Here is a 16,025-nt window from a genome sequence, read left to right as displayed (position 1 = left end):
ATCTGACATCAGCAACATTTTTAGCAGATAGTCGATGTAGAGAGTTACAGAATTTTCATGAAAAACGTGATGGCCGTTGAATTTTTTCGATCCGTCTCGCAAGAGAAGGCTTAACCTTCAATAGGATCGACGTCGAGAACCCATTTTACCTTGCGCGCTTCCGGCAGCGTATTGATCAAGGCGAGCGTACCGCTGACGATATGCTGCAAGCGAACGCGGGAAGGATGCTGGAGCAGAATTTGCCAGCGCCAGCGGCCCCCGCGTTTGGGCGCCAGTGCCGGAACCGGGCCCAGCACCCACAGTTTGTCATCGGCCAGCGGACTGGCCTGCAGTAAATTACGCAACTGCTGCAGGAACAACGGCGCCTGCTGGTTGTTATGGTCTTCGGCACGAATCAGGACATGGCTGGTCCACGGCGGTAGCTGCATGGTCTGCCTTTCGGCCAGCGCCTGTTCGGCAAAGGCGTCGTAGCCTTTATACAACAGCGTTTGCAGCAGCGGATGTTCCGGGTGGTGGGTTTGCAAAATCACCTCGCCCTGTTTACCCGCGCGTCCTGCGCGGCCAGAGACCTGGGTATAGAGCTGAGCGAAGCGTTCTGCCGAGCGGAAATCGGCGGAAAACAGCGCGCCATCGACATCCAGCAGCGACACCAGGGTAACGTCCGGGAAATGATGACCTTTAGCCAGCATCTGTGTGCCGATCAGAATACGCGCCCCGCCGCGATGGATATCGCTGAGGTGCTGTTCGAGTGCGCCTTTACGGCTGGTGGTATCCCGGTCGACGCGTGAGATCGGCACGCCGGGGAACAGCGGCGCCAGCGCCTGCTCCAGCTGCTCGGTCCCCAGCCCGACCGGCACCAGATGCGTCGAGCCGCAGGAGGGGCACTGACGCGGAATCGGGCGCTGGCTGTCGCAGTGGTGGCAGCGCAGATGATGCTGCGCCTGATGCAGGGTGTAGTAGCTGTCGCAGCGCGGGCATTCGGCGATCCAGCCGCAGTCATGGCACAGCAGCGCCGGAGCGAAGCCGCGGCGGTTCAAAAACAGAATCACCTGATTATCGGCCTGCAAGTGCTGACGCATGCGGGCAATCAGCGCCGGGGAGAGTCCTGCCTGCAATTGCTGTCCTTTCAGGTCCAGCACGTGCTGTTGCGCCGGACTGGCGTTACCCGCACGCTTTGTCAGCTTCAGCTGGCGATATTTTCCCTGACGAACGTTGTATAAGGTCTCCAGCGCCGGGGTTGCCGAGCCAAGAATAATCGGGATTTGTTCGCTATGGGCGCGCCAGACCGCCAGATCGCGGGCGTGATAGCGCCAGCCTTCCTGCTGCTTATAGGAGCTGTCGTGCTCTTCATCGATAACGATCACGCCCAGGTTTTTAAATGGCGTGAACAGCGAGGAACGCGTGCCGATGACGATGGCCGCCTCGCCATTTTTGGCCTTCAGCCACGCGGAAAGACGTTCGCTGTCGTTAAGGCCGGAGTGCAGGACTTCAACCGGGGCGTTAAATCGCTGACGGAAACGGGCGATGGTTTGCGGCGTCAGGCCAATTTCCGGCACCATCACCAGCGCCTGTCGGCCTTGCGCCAGCACATTTTCCAGTACGCTGAGGTAAACTTCCGTTTTCCCGGAGCCGGTAATCCCCGCCAGCAGCCAGGTTGAAAAACGGTCCGATGCGCTGTGAATCGCCCCGACGGCAGTGGCCTGCTCGGTGTTGAGGCGCAGCCGTTCGCCGGGTACCGCAAAGTGGGTTCGCCAGTCGGTGAGGGCGGGCGCTTCGCTTGCCAGCTCGCAAAGTCCTTTCCCGCGCAGAGCCTGCAACGCCGCATCGTTAAACTCCAGCTCCGCAACCTGGTGACGCCAGATCCTCCCCTGACGCAGTGCGGCCAGAGCCTGCTGCTGTTTCGGGGAGCGTTTGAGGCTGTTGATATCGACAGCCTGGCCCTGTTCGGTAGCGAACCAGTACCACTGCGGCGCTGCGCTGGCCGGTTTCCCCTGGCGAAGCATGATCGGCAGGGCGTGGAACAGCACATCGCCGATAGGATGATGATAGTAGTCGGCCGCCCACAGCAGCAGTCGCCAGACGGCAGAAGAAAATACCGGTTCGGCATCCAGCGTGTCGATAACTGGCTTGAGCTCATCCAGCGGCAGTTCGCTGCGTTCGCTGACGGCGGTCACAATCCCAATACGCTCTTGCTTACCGAACGGCACGCGCACGCGGCAGCCTGCTTTGACCGGCATTCCCTCAGGTAGCAGGTAGTCAAAGGTACGGGGCAGCGGGACGGGCAGGGCAACGTGGGCGACGGGCATGTCATCTTCCTGACTTGAAATCTGGCCGGTTAGTATACACATTGTGATAAGGGCTCGCGGATCAGTTTGCATATGCTGGTCAAATTCTGTATGATTCGCCGCCTTTGGTGCGCTTCGTGCAGCATCAGAATCTATTACCCGGGGATTGCGTTTAGCGGAATTGCGCCGGGAAATTATTAACATCGCGTGGTGTCTGGCGTTAGGGCTGGAAGAGCGACGCGGCCTTAACTGAGGTTCTCCCATGAAAAAAGATATTCATCCGAAATACGAAGAAATTACTGCTTCTTGCTCTTGCGGTAATGTCATGAAAATCCGTTCTACCGTAGGTCACGACCTGAACCTCGACGTGTGCGGTAAATGCCACCCGTTCTACACTGGCAAGCAGCGTGATGTTGCGACCGGTGGCCGCGTTGACCGCTTCAACAAGCGCTTCAGCGTTCCAGGCACCAGCAAGTAAGTTGCCGGAAGAAAAAGCCGCCCACGGGCGGCTTTTTTTGTTTCTGTCGCTATGCCCTGGATGCAAATTCAGGGTGGGCGGGAAGAGACGTAAAAAGGGCGGAAGGTCACTTCCGCCCTTTTTTATTGACTTAGTATTCCCACGTATCCGGGTCGATACCCATCTCGCGCATAATCTGTTTCGCCGCTTCCGGGATCTCATCGCTGCGCTCTTTACGCAGGTCTTCATCGTTGGGTAACGGTTGACCGGTAAATGCATGCAGGAACGCTTCACACAGCAGTTCGCTATTGGTGGCGTGGCGCAGGTTGTTGACCTGACGACGCGTGCGTTCATCGGTGAGGATCTTCAACACCTTCAGAGGAATGGATACCGTAATTTTTTTTACTTGCTCACTCTTCTTACCGTGCTCAGCGTATGGGCTGATATATTCGCCGCTCCATTCAGCCATGAGATACCTTTAATCCTCTAGTCATTAGTTAAGGGCCAGAACCCAGGGTCCGGGCCATAATTGCGCGTAGTTTACCGTAGAGGGGGCGTTCTGACACCCGATAAGCCCCTGCAGAGATGCGCTAATGCATATAATTTTAACGGCTATTCTCTATTTGCTCAATCTATACGCAAAGAAGTTTAGATGTCCAGATGTATTGACGTCTATTGTGACAATGATTACTCTGGTGCCTGACTTTTCACCGATTCAGCCCAGGAACTGCCCAACATGACGCGTAAACAGGCCACCATCGCAGTGCGTAGCGGTTTAAATGACGACGAACAATACGGTTGCGTTGTCCCGCCGATTCACCTTTCCAGTACCTACAACTTCACCGGCTTTAATGAACCTCGTGCCCATGACTACTCCCGCCGCGGTAATCCTACCCGCGATGTGGTACAGCGCGCGCTGGCGGAGCTGGAAGGGGGAGCGGGCGCCGTTCTGACCAATACCGGCATGTCGGCGATTCTGCTGGTGACAACCGTATTCCTGAAGCCCGGCGATCTGTTGGTGGCGCCTCACGACTGCTACGGCGGCAGCTATCGTCTGTTTGATAGCCTGGCGAAGCGCGGCTGCTATCGGGTTCTGTTTGTCGATCAGAACGATGAACAGGCGCTGAGTGCGGCATTGTCTGAAAAACCGAAGCTGGTATTGGTCGAAAGCCCAAGTAATCCATTGCTGCGGGTGGTGGATATTGCGAAAATCTGCACGCTGGCTCGTGAAGCGGGGGCGGTGAGCGTGGTGGATAACACTTTCCTGAGTCCGGCGTTGCAAAATCCGCTGGCGCTGGGAGCCGATCTGGTGCTGCATTCGTGCACCAAATACCTGAACGGGCATTCTGACGTGGTGGCCGGGGTGGTGATTGCGAAAGATCCGGCGGTTGTCACCGAACTGGCATGGTGGGCGAATAATATCGGCGTGACCGGCGGCGCATTTGACAGCTACCTGCTGCTGCGCGGTTTACGTACGCTCTCTCCGCGTATGGAAGTCGCACAGCGCAATGCGCTGGCGATTGTCGACTATCTGAAAACCCAGCCGCTGGTGAAAAAACTGTATCATCCGTCTCTGCCGCAAAATCAGGGGCATGAGATTGCTGCCCGTCAGCAAAAAGGTTTTGGCGCGATGTTAAGCTTTGAGCTGAAGGGCGATGAGCAGACGCTGCGTCGTTTTCTGAGCGGATTATCGCTGTTTACGCTGGCCGAATCGCTGGGGGGCGTAGAAAGTCTGATTTCGCACGCTGCGACGATGACCCATGCAGGTATGGCACCTGAGGCGCGCGCGGCGGCGGGGATTTCAGAAACGCTTCTGCGTATTTCGACCGGTATTGAAGATGGTGAAGATTTAATTGCCGACCTGGAAAATGGCTTCCGGGCAGCAAACGAGGAATAAACATGAGTGTGAATGCGCAGGCAGGGGCGAAGGGTCGTCAGCTGCACAAATTTGGTGGGAGTAGTTTAGCGGATGCGAAATGTTACCTGCGCGTCGCGGGGATCATGACGGAATACTCGCAGGCCGGGGACATGATGGTTGTCTCCGCCGCGGGCAGCACCACCAATCAGCTGATTAGCTGGCTGAAGCTCAGCCAGACCGATCGCCTTTCTGCGCATCAGGTACAGCAGTCGCTGCGCCGTTACCATATGGAGCTGATCGCCAGCCTGCTGTCGGCAGAAGCGGCGGATACGCTGATCGCATCGTTTATTCACGACCTCGAGCGTCTCGCCGGCTTGCTGGATAGCGGCGTGACCGATGCGGTATATGCCGAAGTGGTCGGCCACGGCGAAGTGTGGTCTGCGCGTCTGATGGCAGCGGTGCTCAACCAGCTGGGACTGGAAGCGGCATGGCTTGACGCACGTAGCTTCCTGCGCGCCGAACGTGCTGCGCAGCCGCAGGTGGATGAAGGTCTGTCTTATCCGCTGCTGCAACAGCTGATGGCGCAACATCCCAACAAACGTCTGGTGGTGACCGGCTTCATCTCGCGCAACAGCGCCGGGGAAACCGTGCTGCTGGGGCGTAATGGTTCTGACTATTCCGCTACCCAAATTGGCGCCCTGGCCGGAGCTTCGCGCGTCACTATCTGGAGCGACGTGGCCGGGGTCTACAGCGCGGATCCGCGTAAAGTGAAGGATGCGTGCCTGCTGCCGCTGCTGCGCCTGGATGAAGCCAGCGAGCTGGCGCGTCTGGCGGCTCCGGTCCTGCACGCCCGCACCCTTCAACCGGTCTCCGGTAGCGATATCGATCTGCAGCTGCGCTGTAGCTACACGCCTGAGCAAGGCTCCACGCGCATTGAGCGCGTGCTGGCGTCTGGCACCGGCGCGCGTATTGTCACCAGCCATGATGATGTCTGCCTGATTGAGTTCCAGGTGCCCGCCGGTCAGGATTTCAAGCTGGCGCACAAGGAGCTGGATCTTATCTTTAAACGCGCCCAGCTGCGCCCGCTGGCGGTTGGCGTACATGCCGACCGTAAGCTGCTGCAGTTCTGCTATACCTCGGAAGTGGCCGACAGCGCGCTGCGCCTGCTCGATGAAGCCGGTCTGCCGGGCGAGCTGCGTCTGCGTCAGAAACTGGCGCTGGTGGCAATGGTCGGGGCTGGCGTCAGCCGTAACCCGCTGCACTGCCACCGTTTCTGGCAGCAGCTGAAAGGGCAGCCGGTCGAGTTTACCTGGCAGTCTGAAGAGGGGATTAGCCTGGTGGCGGTGCTGCGCGCAGGCCCGACGGAAAGTCTGATTCAGGGCCTGCATCAGTCTCTCTTCCGGGCAGAAAAACGTATTGGCCTGGTCCTGTTTGGTAAAGGCAATATCGGCTCGCGCTGGCTGGAGCTGTTTGCCCGTGAACAGAGCACGCTCTCAGCCCGCACCGGCTTTGAGTTTGTCCTCGCTGGCGTGGTGGACAGCCGCCGCAGCCTGCTTAACTACGACGGTCTGGATGCCAGCCGCGCGTTGGCCTTTTTCAACGATGAAGCCGTTGAGCAGGACGAAGAGTCGCTGTTCCTGTGGATGCGCGCTCATCCGTATGATGATTTAGTGGTGCTGGACGTGACCGCCAGCGAGCAGCTGGCCGATCAGTACCTCGATTTTGCCAGCCATGGTTTCCACGTCATCAGTGCGAATAAGCTGGCCGGTGCCAGCAGCAGCGACAAATATCGTCAGATTCACGATGCGTTCGAGAAAACGGGCCGTCACTGGCTGTACAACGCTACCGTCGGCGCGGGTCTGCCGGTGAACCATACCGTGCGCGACCTGATTGACAGCGGCGATACCATTCTGGCGCTGAGCGGTATTTTCTCCGGCACGCTCTCCTGGCTGTTCCTGCAGTTTGACGGCACCGTGCCGTTTACCGATCTGGTCGATCAGGCCTGGCAGCAGGGGCTGACGGAGCCGGACCCGCGCGTTGACCTGGCGGGGAAAGACGTGATGCGTAAGCTGGTTATCCTTGCGCGCGAAGCCGGTTATGACATCGAGCCCGATCAGGTGCGGGTGGAATCGCTGGTGCCTGCGCACTGTGAAGAGGGCTCTGTGGATCACTTCTTTGAGAATGGCGAAGAGCTGAACGAACAGATGCTGCAACGTCTGGAGGCCGCTCGTGAACTGGGGCTGGTTCTGCGCTACGTGGCGCGTTTCGATGCCAACGGAAAAGCGCGGGTTGGCGTTGAAGCCGTCCGCGAGGAGCATCCGCTGGCGGCGCTGCTGCCGTGCGATAACGTCTTTGCCATCGAGAGCCGCTGGTACCGCGATAATCCGCTGGTCATCCGCGGCCCGGGTGCCGGCCGCGACGTGACCGCTGGTGCCATTCAGTCGGATATTAACCGCCTGGCGCAGCTGCTCTAATCCTGCCTCTGCCCGAGACCAGACCGGCGTCTGGTCTCGGAGTATCAATGCGCCGCAAAGACCTCTTTGGCGGCGAACAGGCCATTTAAGGCCGCCGGGAATCCGGCATACACCGCCATCTGCATGATGACTTCGATAATCTCCTCCTGCGACAAACCGACGTGCAACCCGGCGGCAATATGTACTTTTAGCTGCGGTGCGGCATTGCCCAGCGCGGTTAAGGCGGCAATGGTGGCGATTTCACGGCTGCGTAAATCGAGCCCCGGGCGGGCGTAAATATCGCCAAACGGGAATTCAATCAGGTAGCGGGCAAAGTCCGGGGCGATGGCCTGTAGGCTTTTGACGACGGCATCGCCGCCTTTACCGTCAACGCGCTGCAACATGTCCAGGCCGGTGGTATAACGCTCTGATGTCATGATCTTTCCTCATAATGATGGTGGGTTGGGAAGAAGGTTAGAGGCGTTGATCGGACTTGAGTAATACCCTTTTCGTGATACCTTTCAGGTATGACAAGTTCACGCTTACAGACTCTTGATATTCGCCTGCTGCGCTATTTTGCCGTGGTGGCGGAAGAGAATAATATCAGCCGGGCGGCGCAGCGGTTGTTCATCTCACAGCCGCCGCTGAGCCGCCATATCCGTCATCTGGAAACGCTGTTGGGCGTGACGCTCTTTGTCCGCCATACCAAAGGGCTGATTCTTACCGCAGAGGGTGAGCGGGTGCTGGAGCTTATTCGTCCGCTTCTGGCGCTGCAGGAGACGACGCTGAGTGCGCTAGGCCAGCTGTCCGATGACCGGCAGCAGCCCTTACGTCTGGGGCTGACGACCGCCTTTGAGCAGGGTATTTTTGCGTCTCTGGAATCGGCGTTGGGTCGCCAGGCCCGTGCGCTTTCCCTCCTTCGCCACTCGTCGCCTGTCCTTGCCCGGCAAGTGCGCAATGGCAAGCTGAACGCTGCGCTGGTTGCGCTGCCGCTGGACGCCGATGGGTTAACGCTTTCTCCTTTGCCCTATCATGAAGCGCTGATTGCGGCGCTACCCGCGTCATGGCCGGAATCCGCAATCCCCCGGCTGGTCTTAAAACACCTGAATCATCGGCCGCTGTTTTGGTTCAGGCGCGAACGTAATCCGGCCTTTTTTGACGCAACCCGGCGTATTTTTGACCGTATTGGCTACGTGCCGGCGTATGTGGAGGAGCCTGCTGAGCATGACGTCCTGTTGGCGCGCATCGCACGCGGAGAAGGGATGATTTTGCTGCCGGCGTCATTTGCCGCGATACAGCGTCAGGGGGTGGTATTTCATCCGCTGGAGGAGACTCGCTTGCGTTTGTCGCTGGGATTACTGACGCGACCGGAAGATGAAGCTTTGCGCGCGTGGTTGCTGCCGTTTATTGAGGAATCATTATCTTAGCGTTGAGCGACATGAGTTAATCTCATCTTCACTGAATATTCCTCACTCTTTACGCTGATTTTTCTATTGACGCCCGCTCTCTTTTCCGTCATTTTTACATCTGGACGTCTAAACGTATAGAAGTTCGCAACACAACAAACAATAAAATGCGATTGATGAGGTAAGGTATGAGCTTTTTTCACGCCAATCAGCGGGAAGCCCTGAATCAGAGCCTGGCAGAAGTGCAGGGCCAGATTAACGTGTCCTTTGAATTCTTTCCGCCGCGCACCAGTGAAATGGAGCAAACCTTGTGGAAGTCCATCGATCGCTTAAGCAGCCTGAAGCCAAAGTTTGTCTCGGTGACCTATGGCGCCAACTCCGGCGAGCGCGATCGTACCCATAGCATCATTAAGGGTATTAAAGAACGTACCGGTCTGGAAGCGGCACCGCATCTGACCTGTATTGACGCCAGCCGCGATGAACTGCGCGCGATCGCCGAAGACTACTGGAACAACGGTATTCGCCACATCGTTGCCCTGCGCGGTGACCTGCCGCCGGGTAGCGGTAAGCCTGATATGTATGCGGCGGACCTGGTGACGCTGTTGAAAGAGGTCGGAGATTTTGATATTTCCGTTGCGGCCTATCCTGAAGTTCACCCGGAAGCCAAAAGCGCGCAGGCCGATCTGCTGAACCTGAAGCGGAAAGTCGAAGCCGGCGCGAACCGCGCGATTACCCAGTTTTTCTTTGACGTTGAAAGCTATCTACGCTTTCGCGATCGCTGCGTGTCTGCCGGGATCGATGTCGAAATTATCCCGGGCATCCTGCCGGTTTCTAACTTCAAACAGGCGAAAAAGTTTGCCGACATGACCAACGTGCGTATTCCAACGTGGATGTCAAAAATGTTCGAGGGTCTGGATAACGATGCGGAAACTCGCCAGCTGGTCGGTGCCAACATTGCGATGGACATGGTGAAAATTTTAAGCCGTGAAGGGGTGAAGGATTTCCACTTCTACACGCTGAACCGTGCCGAGATGAGCTACGCCATCTGTCACACCCTGGGCGTGCGTCCGGCGGTATAAAAAATGGCCCTCATCGAGGGCCATTATGCTTATTCCCATTCATGCAGAAAACGCTGCCCGTACTGATCGGCGACCAGCAGCGCGGCGTAGACTTCATCAGCGGTCGCGCCGCCGGGCATATTGTGGATAGTTTCTCCCTCTGCGCAGGCTGCTTCCGCGACGGTACGCATTTTGCCGGGAATATCTCCTTTAATATCCAGCTGTGCCAGGGTGACAGGCAGCCCGACGCTGTGACACAGCGCGGCGACGGTTTCAATCTCTTCCAGCGGGGCATTTTCCAGCACCAGCTGCGTCAGCGTCCCGAAGGCGACCTTTTCACCGTGATAGTAGTGATGCGCGTCCGGAATGGCGGTAAGGCCGTTATGGATCGCATGCGCTGCTGCCAGCCCGCCGCTTTCAAAACCCACCCCGCTCAGATAGGTGTTGGCTTCGATAACTTTTTCCAGCGCCGGCGTGACGACATGCTGCTCCGCCGCCAGCATCGCTTTTTCACCTTCTGCAATCAGCGTGTTGTAGCACAGCTCAGCCAGCGCCAGCGCCGCCTGAGTGCATTTGCCTCCGGCCATTGTCGTGGCGCCGCTGCGTGAACAGGCGCGGGCTTCAAACCAGGTAGCCAACGCATCGCCGATACCCGCTGCCAGCAAGCGCGGCGGAGCGCCTGCGACGATTTGCGTATCGACAATCACCATGTTCGGGTTGCGCGGCAGCATCAGATAGCTGTCAAACTCGCCTTCGTCGGTATAGATAACGGAGAGGGCGCTGCAGGGGGCGTCCGTTGAGGCAATGGTCGGGGCAATCACTACCGGAAGATTCATAAAGTGGGCTAATGCTTTCGCGGTATCCAGCGTTTTTCCGCCGCCGATTCCCAACACGGCATTGCAGCGGGCAGCGCCGGAGATTTCGCGTAAGCGATTGATTTCATTATGCGAGCATTCACCGCCAAACGGCACGATTTCAGCAGCCAGACCCGCATCGGCCAGGCTTTTTCGCAGCTTTTCTTCGGCAAAACCCAGCACAAACTTGTCGCCAACAATGAGCCAGCGTTCGGCCAGCGGTTTGAGATAGTTGCCAAGGCGGGTGATAGCATTCGCGCCCTGAATATATTTGCCTGGGGATTGAATAATGCGATCCATTTCTATTCCTCCTGGTTGATCGTGGCGCCGCCCTCTGGCGACGCGACAATCGGGTTACAGGTTCAGATTGCCAAAAGCGTTATTCCAGTCTTGCTCAAACTTCTCTATGGCTGACTCTACCGCGGGGGTGCCGAGCATTTGTTGCGCTACGTCTAAGGGAAGGGTGATAGCTTCACAGCCGGTCAGCAGGCAATCCAGCGCCTGACGTGGAGTTTTAAAGCTGGCGGCCAGCACTTTGCTCCCCGGCGCGTGCTGCTCCAGCAGGGATTGCAGCTCCTGCACCATGCGAATACCGTCCCCCCCCTGGGCATCGACGCGGTTGACGTAAGGGGCAACATATTTTGCGCCCGCCAGCGCTGCCAGCAGCCCCTGCGCGGCGCTATAGACCGCGGTACCCAGCGTCGGGATGCCTTCTTTCTTCAGTAATTTGATAGCGGCGAGGCCTTCAGCGGTGACCGGGATTTTAACCACGATGCCCGGAACGGCGTTGCTCAGCCGTTTGGCTTCCGCCACCATGCCTTCAGCATCGCGGCTCATCGTCTGGGCAAACAGCGTGCCATCAGGTCCGATGGCCTTTTGCAGACGCGGGAGAACATCCCAGATCGGCGTTTTGCCTGCGGCGATAATGCTCGGGTTGGTGGTCACTCCGGCCAGCGGATAGATTCGTGCCAGACGTTCAACTTCTGCTACGTTCGCGGTGTCCAGATAGAGTTCCATAGCCTTTCCTCAATTCTCAATTTAGTGATGTTGAGGTAAGGATACGGCTTCTCCTCGGCGGGTCGCCAGATGACAAATTTGCCAAAAACTGGATAAATGTACGCATTGCGGGTAAGGATGATTTAGATCACATTTTCCAGCTATATCTGGCGAGCCTGGGCAGAAGGATCGTAAAAACGCGATGGCTTACTTACAAAAATCTAGTTTCTGCTTAGCGCGGTTTCTCCGTCAGCTGGCTGTGATACTGGCGGCGATACTCGGAGGGGGAACGCTCGGTATTCTTGCGAAACAGACGGCAGAAATAGTTGCTGTCGACAAAACCGCAGGCGTGAGCGACATCTTTGATTTTCATGTCGTGGCCTTTTAACAGCATTCGGGCCTGCTCAAGTCGGATGTGATTCAGATACTCGTTAAACCCCATGGTCCCGCATTTCTGGAACAGATGGGAGAGATAGTTTGGTGAGAGATAAAATTCCTGTGCCACCGATTCGCGGGTTAACGGTTCGGCAAAGCGAGCGTCGATATATTTGCGGATCGCTTCAAAGAGCGCCTGACTTCGGGAGGCGGTTTGCACCTGGCTACCAAGCAGATCGGCGCAGTGGCTCAGCAGGCTGATAACGATGTATCTCGCGGTGTGCTGTTCCTGCGGTTGCATCTGCATCTCATTGAGCGCCTGGAGCAGGAAGGAGCCTGTCCGGGGGCCGCGGCGCGGTACCTGAAGCTTATCCTCAACATTCAACATACTGCCGTTCCAGCGCGTCAGGGCGAGCTCTAACTGCTGCTTGCCAAACACAATGCTCAGGACGGTACAGGGCGACTGCCAACGGGGACAATGCCATCCGCCGGCGTGAATAAACAGCACGTCGTGCCGGGACAGCACGGGCGGATCGGCTTTGATGCCGGGATCGTGAAGCTGGCCATCAAGCATGATTTCGAGGCGTGGGAAATCCGCCCTCTGCACGTTACCGGATGCCGGGCGGCCGTCGGTGGCAAATCGGATCTGCCGGATCGTCGCCGGGCTTTTGATTAACGCGTCGATGTGTTGATTGAGATCGGTATCCATTCTTGCTCCGTAGAAGGCGCCACATTTTTATCATACCGGACAGCGCGAAAAGGGTAAAAGTCAGTGGGCAATGAGGGGAAATCATATTGCAGCTTATATATGATATGTTATATCGTAACATAACATTGCAAATGTTAACTCAGGAGAGAGTGATGACCAAAATGATTTCTGCCCTTGCGCTGGGTGTTGGCATGCTGTTAGCCAGTGCTCAGACCTCCGCCCACGGCCACCATAGCCATGGCCCCGCGTTAACGGAGGCGGAGGTTAAGGCCAGCGAAGGTATTTTTGCCGATGCGGACGTTAAGGATCGGACGCTTAGCGACTGGGATGGGATCTGGCAGTCGGTGAATCCGTATCTGCTGAATGGGGATTTGGATCCGGTGCTGGAGCAAAAAGCCAAAAAAGCGGGCGGCAAGAGCGTGGCGGAATATCGGGAATATTATAAGAAAGGCTATGCCACCGATGTGGACCAGATTGGGATCGAAGATAACGTGATGGAGTTTCACGTTGGCAAAACCGTTAATGCCTGTAAATACACCTATTCCGGCTATAAGATCCTGACCTATGCTTCCGGCAAGAAAGGCGTGCGCTATCTGTTCGAATGCCAGCAGGCGGAATCAAAAGCGCCGAAATTTGTTCAGTTCAGCGATCATATTATCGGACCGCGCAAATCACAGCATTTCCATATCTTTATGGGCAATGACTCGCAGGAGGCGTTACTGAAGGAGATGGACAACTGGCCGACCTATTATCCTTATGCTCTGCATAAAGAGCAGATTGTCGACGAAATGCTGCACCATTAATAAAAATCCCCGGTCGCGTGAGGCTGACCGGGGAAAGGGTAACCGGATCAGGCGCGATCCGGTTTTTTCCCGGTAAATATCGTCTTACCGGGAACGGCTAATAAATTAGCCCGTGTTGCGCATACCTGCGGCAACGCCCGCAATCGTGACCATCAGCGCTTGTTCAACGCGCGGATCCGGCTCTTTACCTTCTTCTTCCGCCAGACGTGAACGATGCAGCAGTTCTGCCTGCAGGACGTTCAGCGGGTCGGTATAGATGTTACGCAGCTGGATAGACTCGGCGATCCACGGCAGGTCGGCCATCAGGTGGGAGTCGTTTGCAATATCGAGCACCACTTTGATCCCGTTGGATAGCAGCTCACGCAGCTCCGCGCCCAGTTCCCATAGCTCCGGTTTCACCAGACGCTGATCGTAGTATTCCGCCAGCCACAGGTCAGCCTTCGAGAACACCATTTCCAGCATGCCCAGACGGGTAGAGAAGAACGGCCAGTCGCGACACATGGTTTCCAGCTCGCTCTGCTTGCCATCTTCGACCACTTTTTGCAGCGCGGTACCTGCGCCCAGCCAGGCCGGCAACATCAGACGGTTCTGGGTCCAGGCGAAAATCCATGGAATGGCGCGTAGGGACTCGACGCCACCGGTAGCGCGACGTTTTGCCGGACGCGAGCCGAGCGGCAGTTTACCCAGTTCCTGCTCCGGCGTCGCGGAGCGGAAATAAGGGACAAAGTCTTTATTTTCACGCACGTAGCCGCGGTACATTTCACAGGAAATGTCGGAGAGCTCGGCCATGATGTGACGCCATTCCGGTTTGGGTTCCGGCGGCGGCAGCAGGTTGGCCTCCAGCACGGCGCTGGTGTACAGCGACAGACTGCTGATGGTGACTTCCGGCAGACCGTACTTAAAGCGAATCATCTCGCCTTGTTCCGTGACGCGCAGGCCGCCTTTCAGGCTTCCCGGGGGCTGAGAAAGCAGCGCCGCGTGCGCCGGGGCGCCGCCGCGACCAATAGAGCCGCCGCGTCCGTGGAACAGCGTCAGTTCAATACCGGCTTTTTCGCAGGTCTTGATCAACGCGTCCTGTGCCTGATACTGCGCCCAGGAGGCGGCCATCACGCCGGCGTCTTTCGCTGAGTCGGAATAGCCAATCATGACCATCTGTTTGCCCTGAATAAAGCCGCGGTACCAGTCGATGTTCAGCAACTGGGTCATGACGTCATTGGCGTTGTTCAGATCGTCCAGGGTTTCAAACAGCGGCGCAACCGGCAGGGCGAAGCCAATACCGGACTCTTTCAGCAGCAGGTGAACTGCCAGCACGTCGGATGGCGTTTTCGCCATGGAGATCACGTAAGCGGCGATGGATCCGTGCGGCGCTTCGGCGATCACCCGGCAGGTGTCGAGCACTTCGCGGGTTTCATTGCTCGGCTCCCACTGACGTGGCAGCAGCGGGCGTTTGGAGTTCAGTTCGCGGATCAGGAAGGCCTGTTTGTCGGCTTCTGACCAGCTTTCGTAATCGCCAATGCCGAGATAACGGGTCATCTCCCCCAGTGCTTCGGTATGGCGGGTGCTTTCCTGACGAATATCGATACGCACGAGCGGTACGCCGAACGATTTCACGCGGCGCAGGGTATCGAGCAGTTCGCCGTTGGCAATAATGCCCATGCCGCAGGACTGCAGCGACTTATAGCAGGCATAAAGTGGTTCCCACAGCTGTTCGTTCTGGGTAATCAGGCCGGCAGGTTTCGGCAGCTTCTGTCCTTTCAGGCGAGCTTCCAGCCAGGCCTGCGTTTCCATCAGCTGGGTACGCAGTTTTTTCATCAGATAACGGTACGGTTCCTGCGCGCCTTCCGCGCCGGCCAGCTCCCGCAGTTCGTCGGTACATTCGACCATCGACAGTTCGGAAATCAACAGCTGAATATCTTTCAGGAACAGGTCGGTGGCTTTCCAGCGGCTCAGCAGCAGCACCTGACGGGTGATATCGGCGGTCACATTCGGGTTACCGTCGCGGTCACCGCCCATCCAGGAGGTAAAGCGCACCGGTACAAAGTCAACCGGCAGCTGATAGTTGAGGTTCTCTTCCAGCTGTTCGTTCAGCTCACGCAGGTAGTTTGGTACCCCTTCCCACAGGCTGTTTTCAACTACGGCAAACCCCCATTTCGCTTCATCAACTGGGGTCGGGCGGTACTTACGGATTTCATCCGTATGCCATGACTGGGCGATCAGCTGGCGCAGACGGCGCATCAGCTGATGGTGTTCGTAATCCGCGATATCTTTATTATCAAGCTGCTTCAGGCAGTTGTTCACTTCCACCATTTTGTGGATCAGCGTACGGCGGGTGATCTCGGTGGGGTGAGCGGTTAATACCAGCTCCAGAGACAGGGACTCCACCGCTTTTTTAATGGTATCTTCGTTGAGATGGGGTTGGTCTTTGAGTTTTCTCAGGGTGCGGGCAATCACTTCCGGATTGCTGGCCGCTTCGCCGTTTGGCGAAATACTGTGGTACTGCTCCGCCGTATTCGCCAGGTTCAGGAACTGGCTGAAGGCGCGAGCGACCGGCAGCAGCTCGTCGTTGGACAAGTTTTGCAGCGTGGTGAGCAATTCCTGGCGATTGGCTTCATTGCCGGCGCGAGAAGACTTGGACAATTTACGGATAGTTTCGACACGATCAAGAATGTTCTCTCCCAGTGCATCCTTGATGGTATCGCCTAGCACCTTACCGAGCATACTGACATTACTACGCAAAGCGGAATATTGTTCGTTCATGTTACCCCAGACAC

The 16,025-nt window shown here is 57.1% G+C and carries 13 protein-coding genes; 6 read left to right on the top strand and 7 right to left on the bottom strand.

Annotation, left to right across the window (positions count from 1 at the left end):
- Positions 1-110 precede the first annotated feature (110 nt).
- A complete protein-coding gene (gene priA, locus BV390_RS23220) occupies positions 111-2,306 on the bottom strand; it encodes a primosomal protein N' (RefSeq protein WP_085397413.1) in 2,196 nt (731 codons plus the stop codon).
- Positions 2,307-2,547: 241 nt separating this feature from the next.
- Here priA and rpmE point away from each other — a divergent pair, with 241 nt between their 5' ends.
- Positions 2,548-2,763 carry a 50S ribosomal protein L31 gene (rpmE, locus tag BV390_RS23215; RefSeq protein WP_004869403.1) on the top strand — a complete coding sequence of 72 codons (216 nt, stop codon included), beginning with the start codon at positions 2,548-2,550 and terminating at the stop codon, positions 2,761-2,763.
- Between the two features lie 130 nt (positions 2,764-2,893).
- Here rpmE and metJ read toward each other — a convergent pair whose 3' ends face one another.
- Complete coding sequence (gene metJ, locus BV390_RS23210; RefSeq protein ID WP_004869405.1) at positions 2,894-3,211, bottom strand: met regulon transcriptional regulator MetJ; 318 nt, start codon at positions 3,209-3,211, stop codon at positions 2,894-2,896.
- A gap of 267 nt (positions 3,212-3,478) precedes the next feature.
- Here metJ and metB point away from each other — a divergent pair, with 267 nt between their 5' ends.
- Positions 3,479-4,639 (top strand): cystathionine gamma-synthase, encoded by a 1,161-nt coding sequence (gene metB, locus BV390_RS23205; protein ID WP_032690084.1) that lies wholly within the window; start codon positions 3,479-3,481, stop codon positions 4,637-4,639.
- A 2-nt stretch (positions 4,640-4,641) separates the two neighbouring features.
- Positions 4,642-7,074: a bifunctional aspartate kinase/homoserine dehydrogenase II gene (locus BV390_RS23200; RefSeq protein ID WP_004869409.1), complete on the top strand. Its 2,433-nt coding sequence runs from the start codon at positions 4,642-4,644 to the stop codon at positions 7,072-7,074.
- Between the two features lie 44 nt (positions 7,075-7,118).
- Here BV390_RS23200 and BV390_RS23195 read toward each other — a convergent pair whose 3' ends face one another.
- Positions 7,119-7,490, bottom strand: coding sequence for a carboxymuconolactone decarboxylase family protein (locus tag BV390_RS23195; RefSeq protein ID WP_004869411.1), 372 nt, complete (start codon positions 7,488-7,490; stop codon positions 7,119-7,121).
- Positions 7,491-7,580: 90 nt separating this feature from the next.
- Between BV390_RS23195 and BV390_RS23190 the strand changes: the two genes are divergently transcribed.
- Positions 7,581-8,480, top strand: coding sequence for a LysR family transcriptional regulator (locus BV390_RS23190; protein ID WP_064793518.1), 900 nt, complete (start codon positions 7,581-7,583; stop codon positions 8,478-8,480).
- A 167-nt stretch (positions 8,481-8,647) separates the two neighbouring features.
- Positions 8,648-9,538 (top strand): methylenetetrahydrofolate reductase, encoded by an 891-nt coding sequence (gene metF, locus BV390_RS23185; protein WP_032690080.1) that lies wholly within the window; start codon positions 8,648-8,650, stop codon positions 9,536-9,538.
- 29 nt (positions 9,539-9,567) lie between these two features.
- Here metF and gldA read toward each other — a convergent pair whose 3' ends face one another.
- The 3 genes from gldA to BV390_RS23170 form a co-directional block, all read right to left on the bottom strand.
- Positions 9,568-10,671, bottom strand: a complete 1,104-nt coding sequence (gene gldA, locus BV390_RS23180) for a bifunctional L-1,2-propanediol dehydrogenase/glycerol dehydrogenase (RefSeq protein WP_085397412.1) — start codon at positions 10,669-10,671, stop codon at positions 9,568-9,570.
- A gap of 54 nt (positions 10,672-10,725) precedes the next feature.
- Positions 10,726-11,388: a fructose-6-phosphate aldolase gene (gene fsa / locus BV390_RS23175; RefSeq protein ID WP_046853285.1), complete on the bottom strand. Its 663-nt coding sequence runs from the start codon at positions 11,386-11,388 to the stop codon at positions 10,726-10,728.
- Between the two features lie 211 nt (positions 11,389-11,599).
- The gene (locus BV390_RS23170; RefSeq protein ID WP_085397411.1) at positions 11,600-12,451 is read right to left on the bottom strand and encodes a helix-turn-helix domain-containing protein; all 852 of its coding nucleotides are present in this window, start codon (positions 12,449-12,451) and stop codon (positions 11,600-11,602) included.
- Positions 12,452-12,603: 152 nt separating this feature from the next.
- Between BV390_RS23170 and zinT the strand changes: the two genes are divergently transcribed.
- Complete coding sequence (gene zinT / locus BV390_RS23165; protein WP_032690076.1) at positions 12,604-13,254, top strand: metal-binding protein ZinT; 651 nt, start codon at positions 12,604-12,606, stop codon at positions 13,252-13,254.
- A gap of 105 nt (positions 13,255-13,359) precedes the next feature.
- Here zinT and ppc read toward each other — a convergent pair whose 3' ends face one another.
- Positions 13,360-16,011, bottom strand: a complete 2,652-nt coding sequence (gene ppc / locus BV390_RS23160; RefSeq protein ID WP_032690075.1) for a phosphoenolpyruvate carboxylase — start codon at positions 16,009-16,011, stop codon at positions 13,360-13,362.
- Positions 16,012-16,025 lie beyond the last annotated feature (14 nt).

Source organism: Klebsiella sp. YJ (assembly GCF_002108615.1).
GTDB lineage: Bacteria > Pseudomonadota > Gammaproteobacteria > Enterobacterales > Enterobacteriaceae > Klebsiella > Klebsiella planticola.
Note: the sequence above shows the minus strand (reverse complement) of the source record. Positions and strands in the feature narration are given on the sequence as shown.

What these genes read in the sequence shown, in the direction of transcription:
- fsa (WP_046853285.1), bottom strand. Translation starts at nt 11,388, where the DNA reads ATGGAACTCTATCTGGACACCGCGAACGTAGCAGAAGTTGAACGTCTG.
- BV390_RS23200 (WP_004869409.1), top strand. Translation starts at nt 4,642, where the DNA reads ATGAGTGTGAATGCGCAGGCAGGGGCGAAGGGTCGTCAGCTGCACAAA.
- priA (WP_085397413.1), bottom strand. Translation starts at nt 2,306, where the DNA reads ATGCCCGTCGCCCACGTTGCCCTGCCCGTCCCGCTGCCCCGTACCTTT.
- metF (WP_032690080.1), top strand. Translation starts at nt 8,648, where the DNA reads ATGAGCTTTTTTCACGCCAATCAGCGGGAAGCCCTGAATCAGAGCCTG.
- BV390_RS23195 (WP_004869411.1), bottom strand. Translation starts at nt 7,490, where the DNA reads ATGACATCAGAGCGTTATACCACCGGCCTGGACATGTTGCAGCGCGTT.
- BV390_RS23170 (WP_085397411.1), bottom strand. Translation starts at nt 12,451, where the DNA reads ATGGATACCGATCTCAATCAACACATCGACGCGTTAATCAAAAGCCCG.
- ppc (WP_032690075.1), bottom strand. Translation starts at nt 16,011, where the DNA reads ATGAACGAACAATATTCCGCTTTGCGTAGTAATGTCAGTATGCTCGGT.
- gldA (WP_085397412.1), bottom strand. Translation starts at nt 10,671, where the DNA reads ATGGATCGCATTATTCAATCCCCAGGCAAATATATTCAGGGCGCGAAT.
- metJ (WP_004869405.1), bottom strand. Translation starts at nt 3,211, where the DNA reads ATGGCTGAATGGAGCGGCGAATATATCAGCCCATACGCTGAGCACGGT.
- metB (WP_032690084.1), top strand. Translation starts at nt 3,479, where the DNA reads ATGACGCGTAAACAGGCCACCATCGCAGTGCGTAGCGGTTTAAATGAC.
- BV390_RS23190 (WP_064793518.1), top strand. Translation starts at nt 7,581, where the DNA reads ATGACAAGTTCACGCTTACAGACTCTTGATATTCGCCTGCTGCGCTAT.
- rpmE (WP_004869403.1), top strand. Translation starts at nt 2,548, where the DNA reads ATGAAAAAAGATATTCATCCGAAATACGAAGAAATTACTGCTTCTTGC.
- zinT (WP_032690076.1), top strand. Translation starts at nt 12,604, where the DNA reads ATGACCAAAATGATTTCTGCCCTTGCGCTGGGTGTTGGCATGCTGTTA.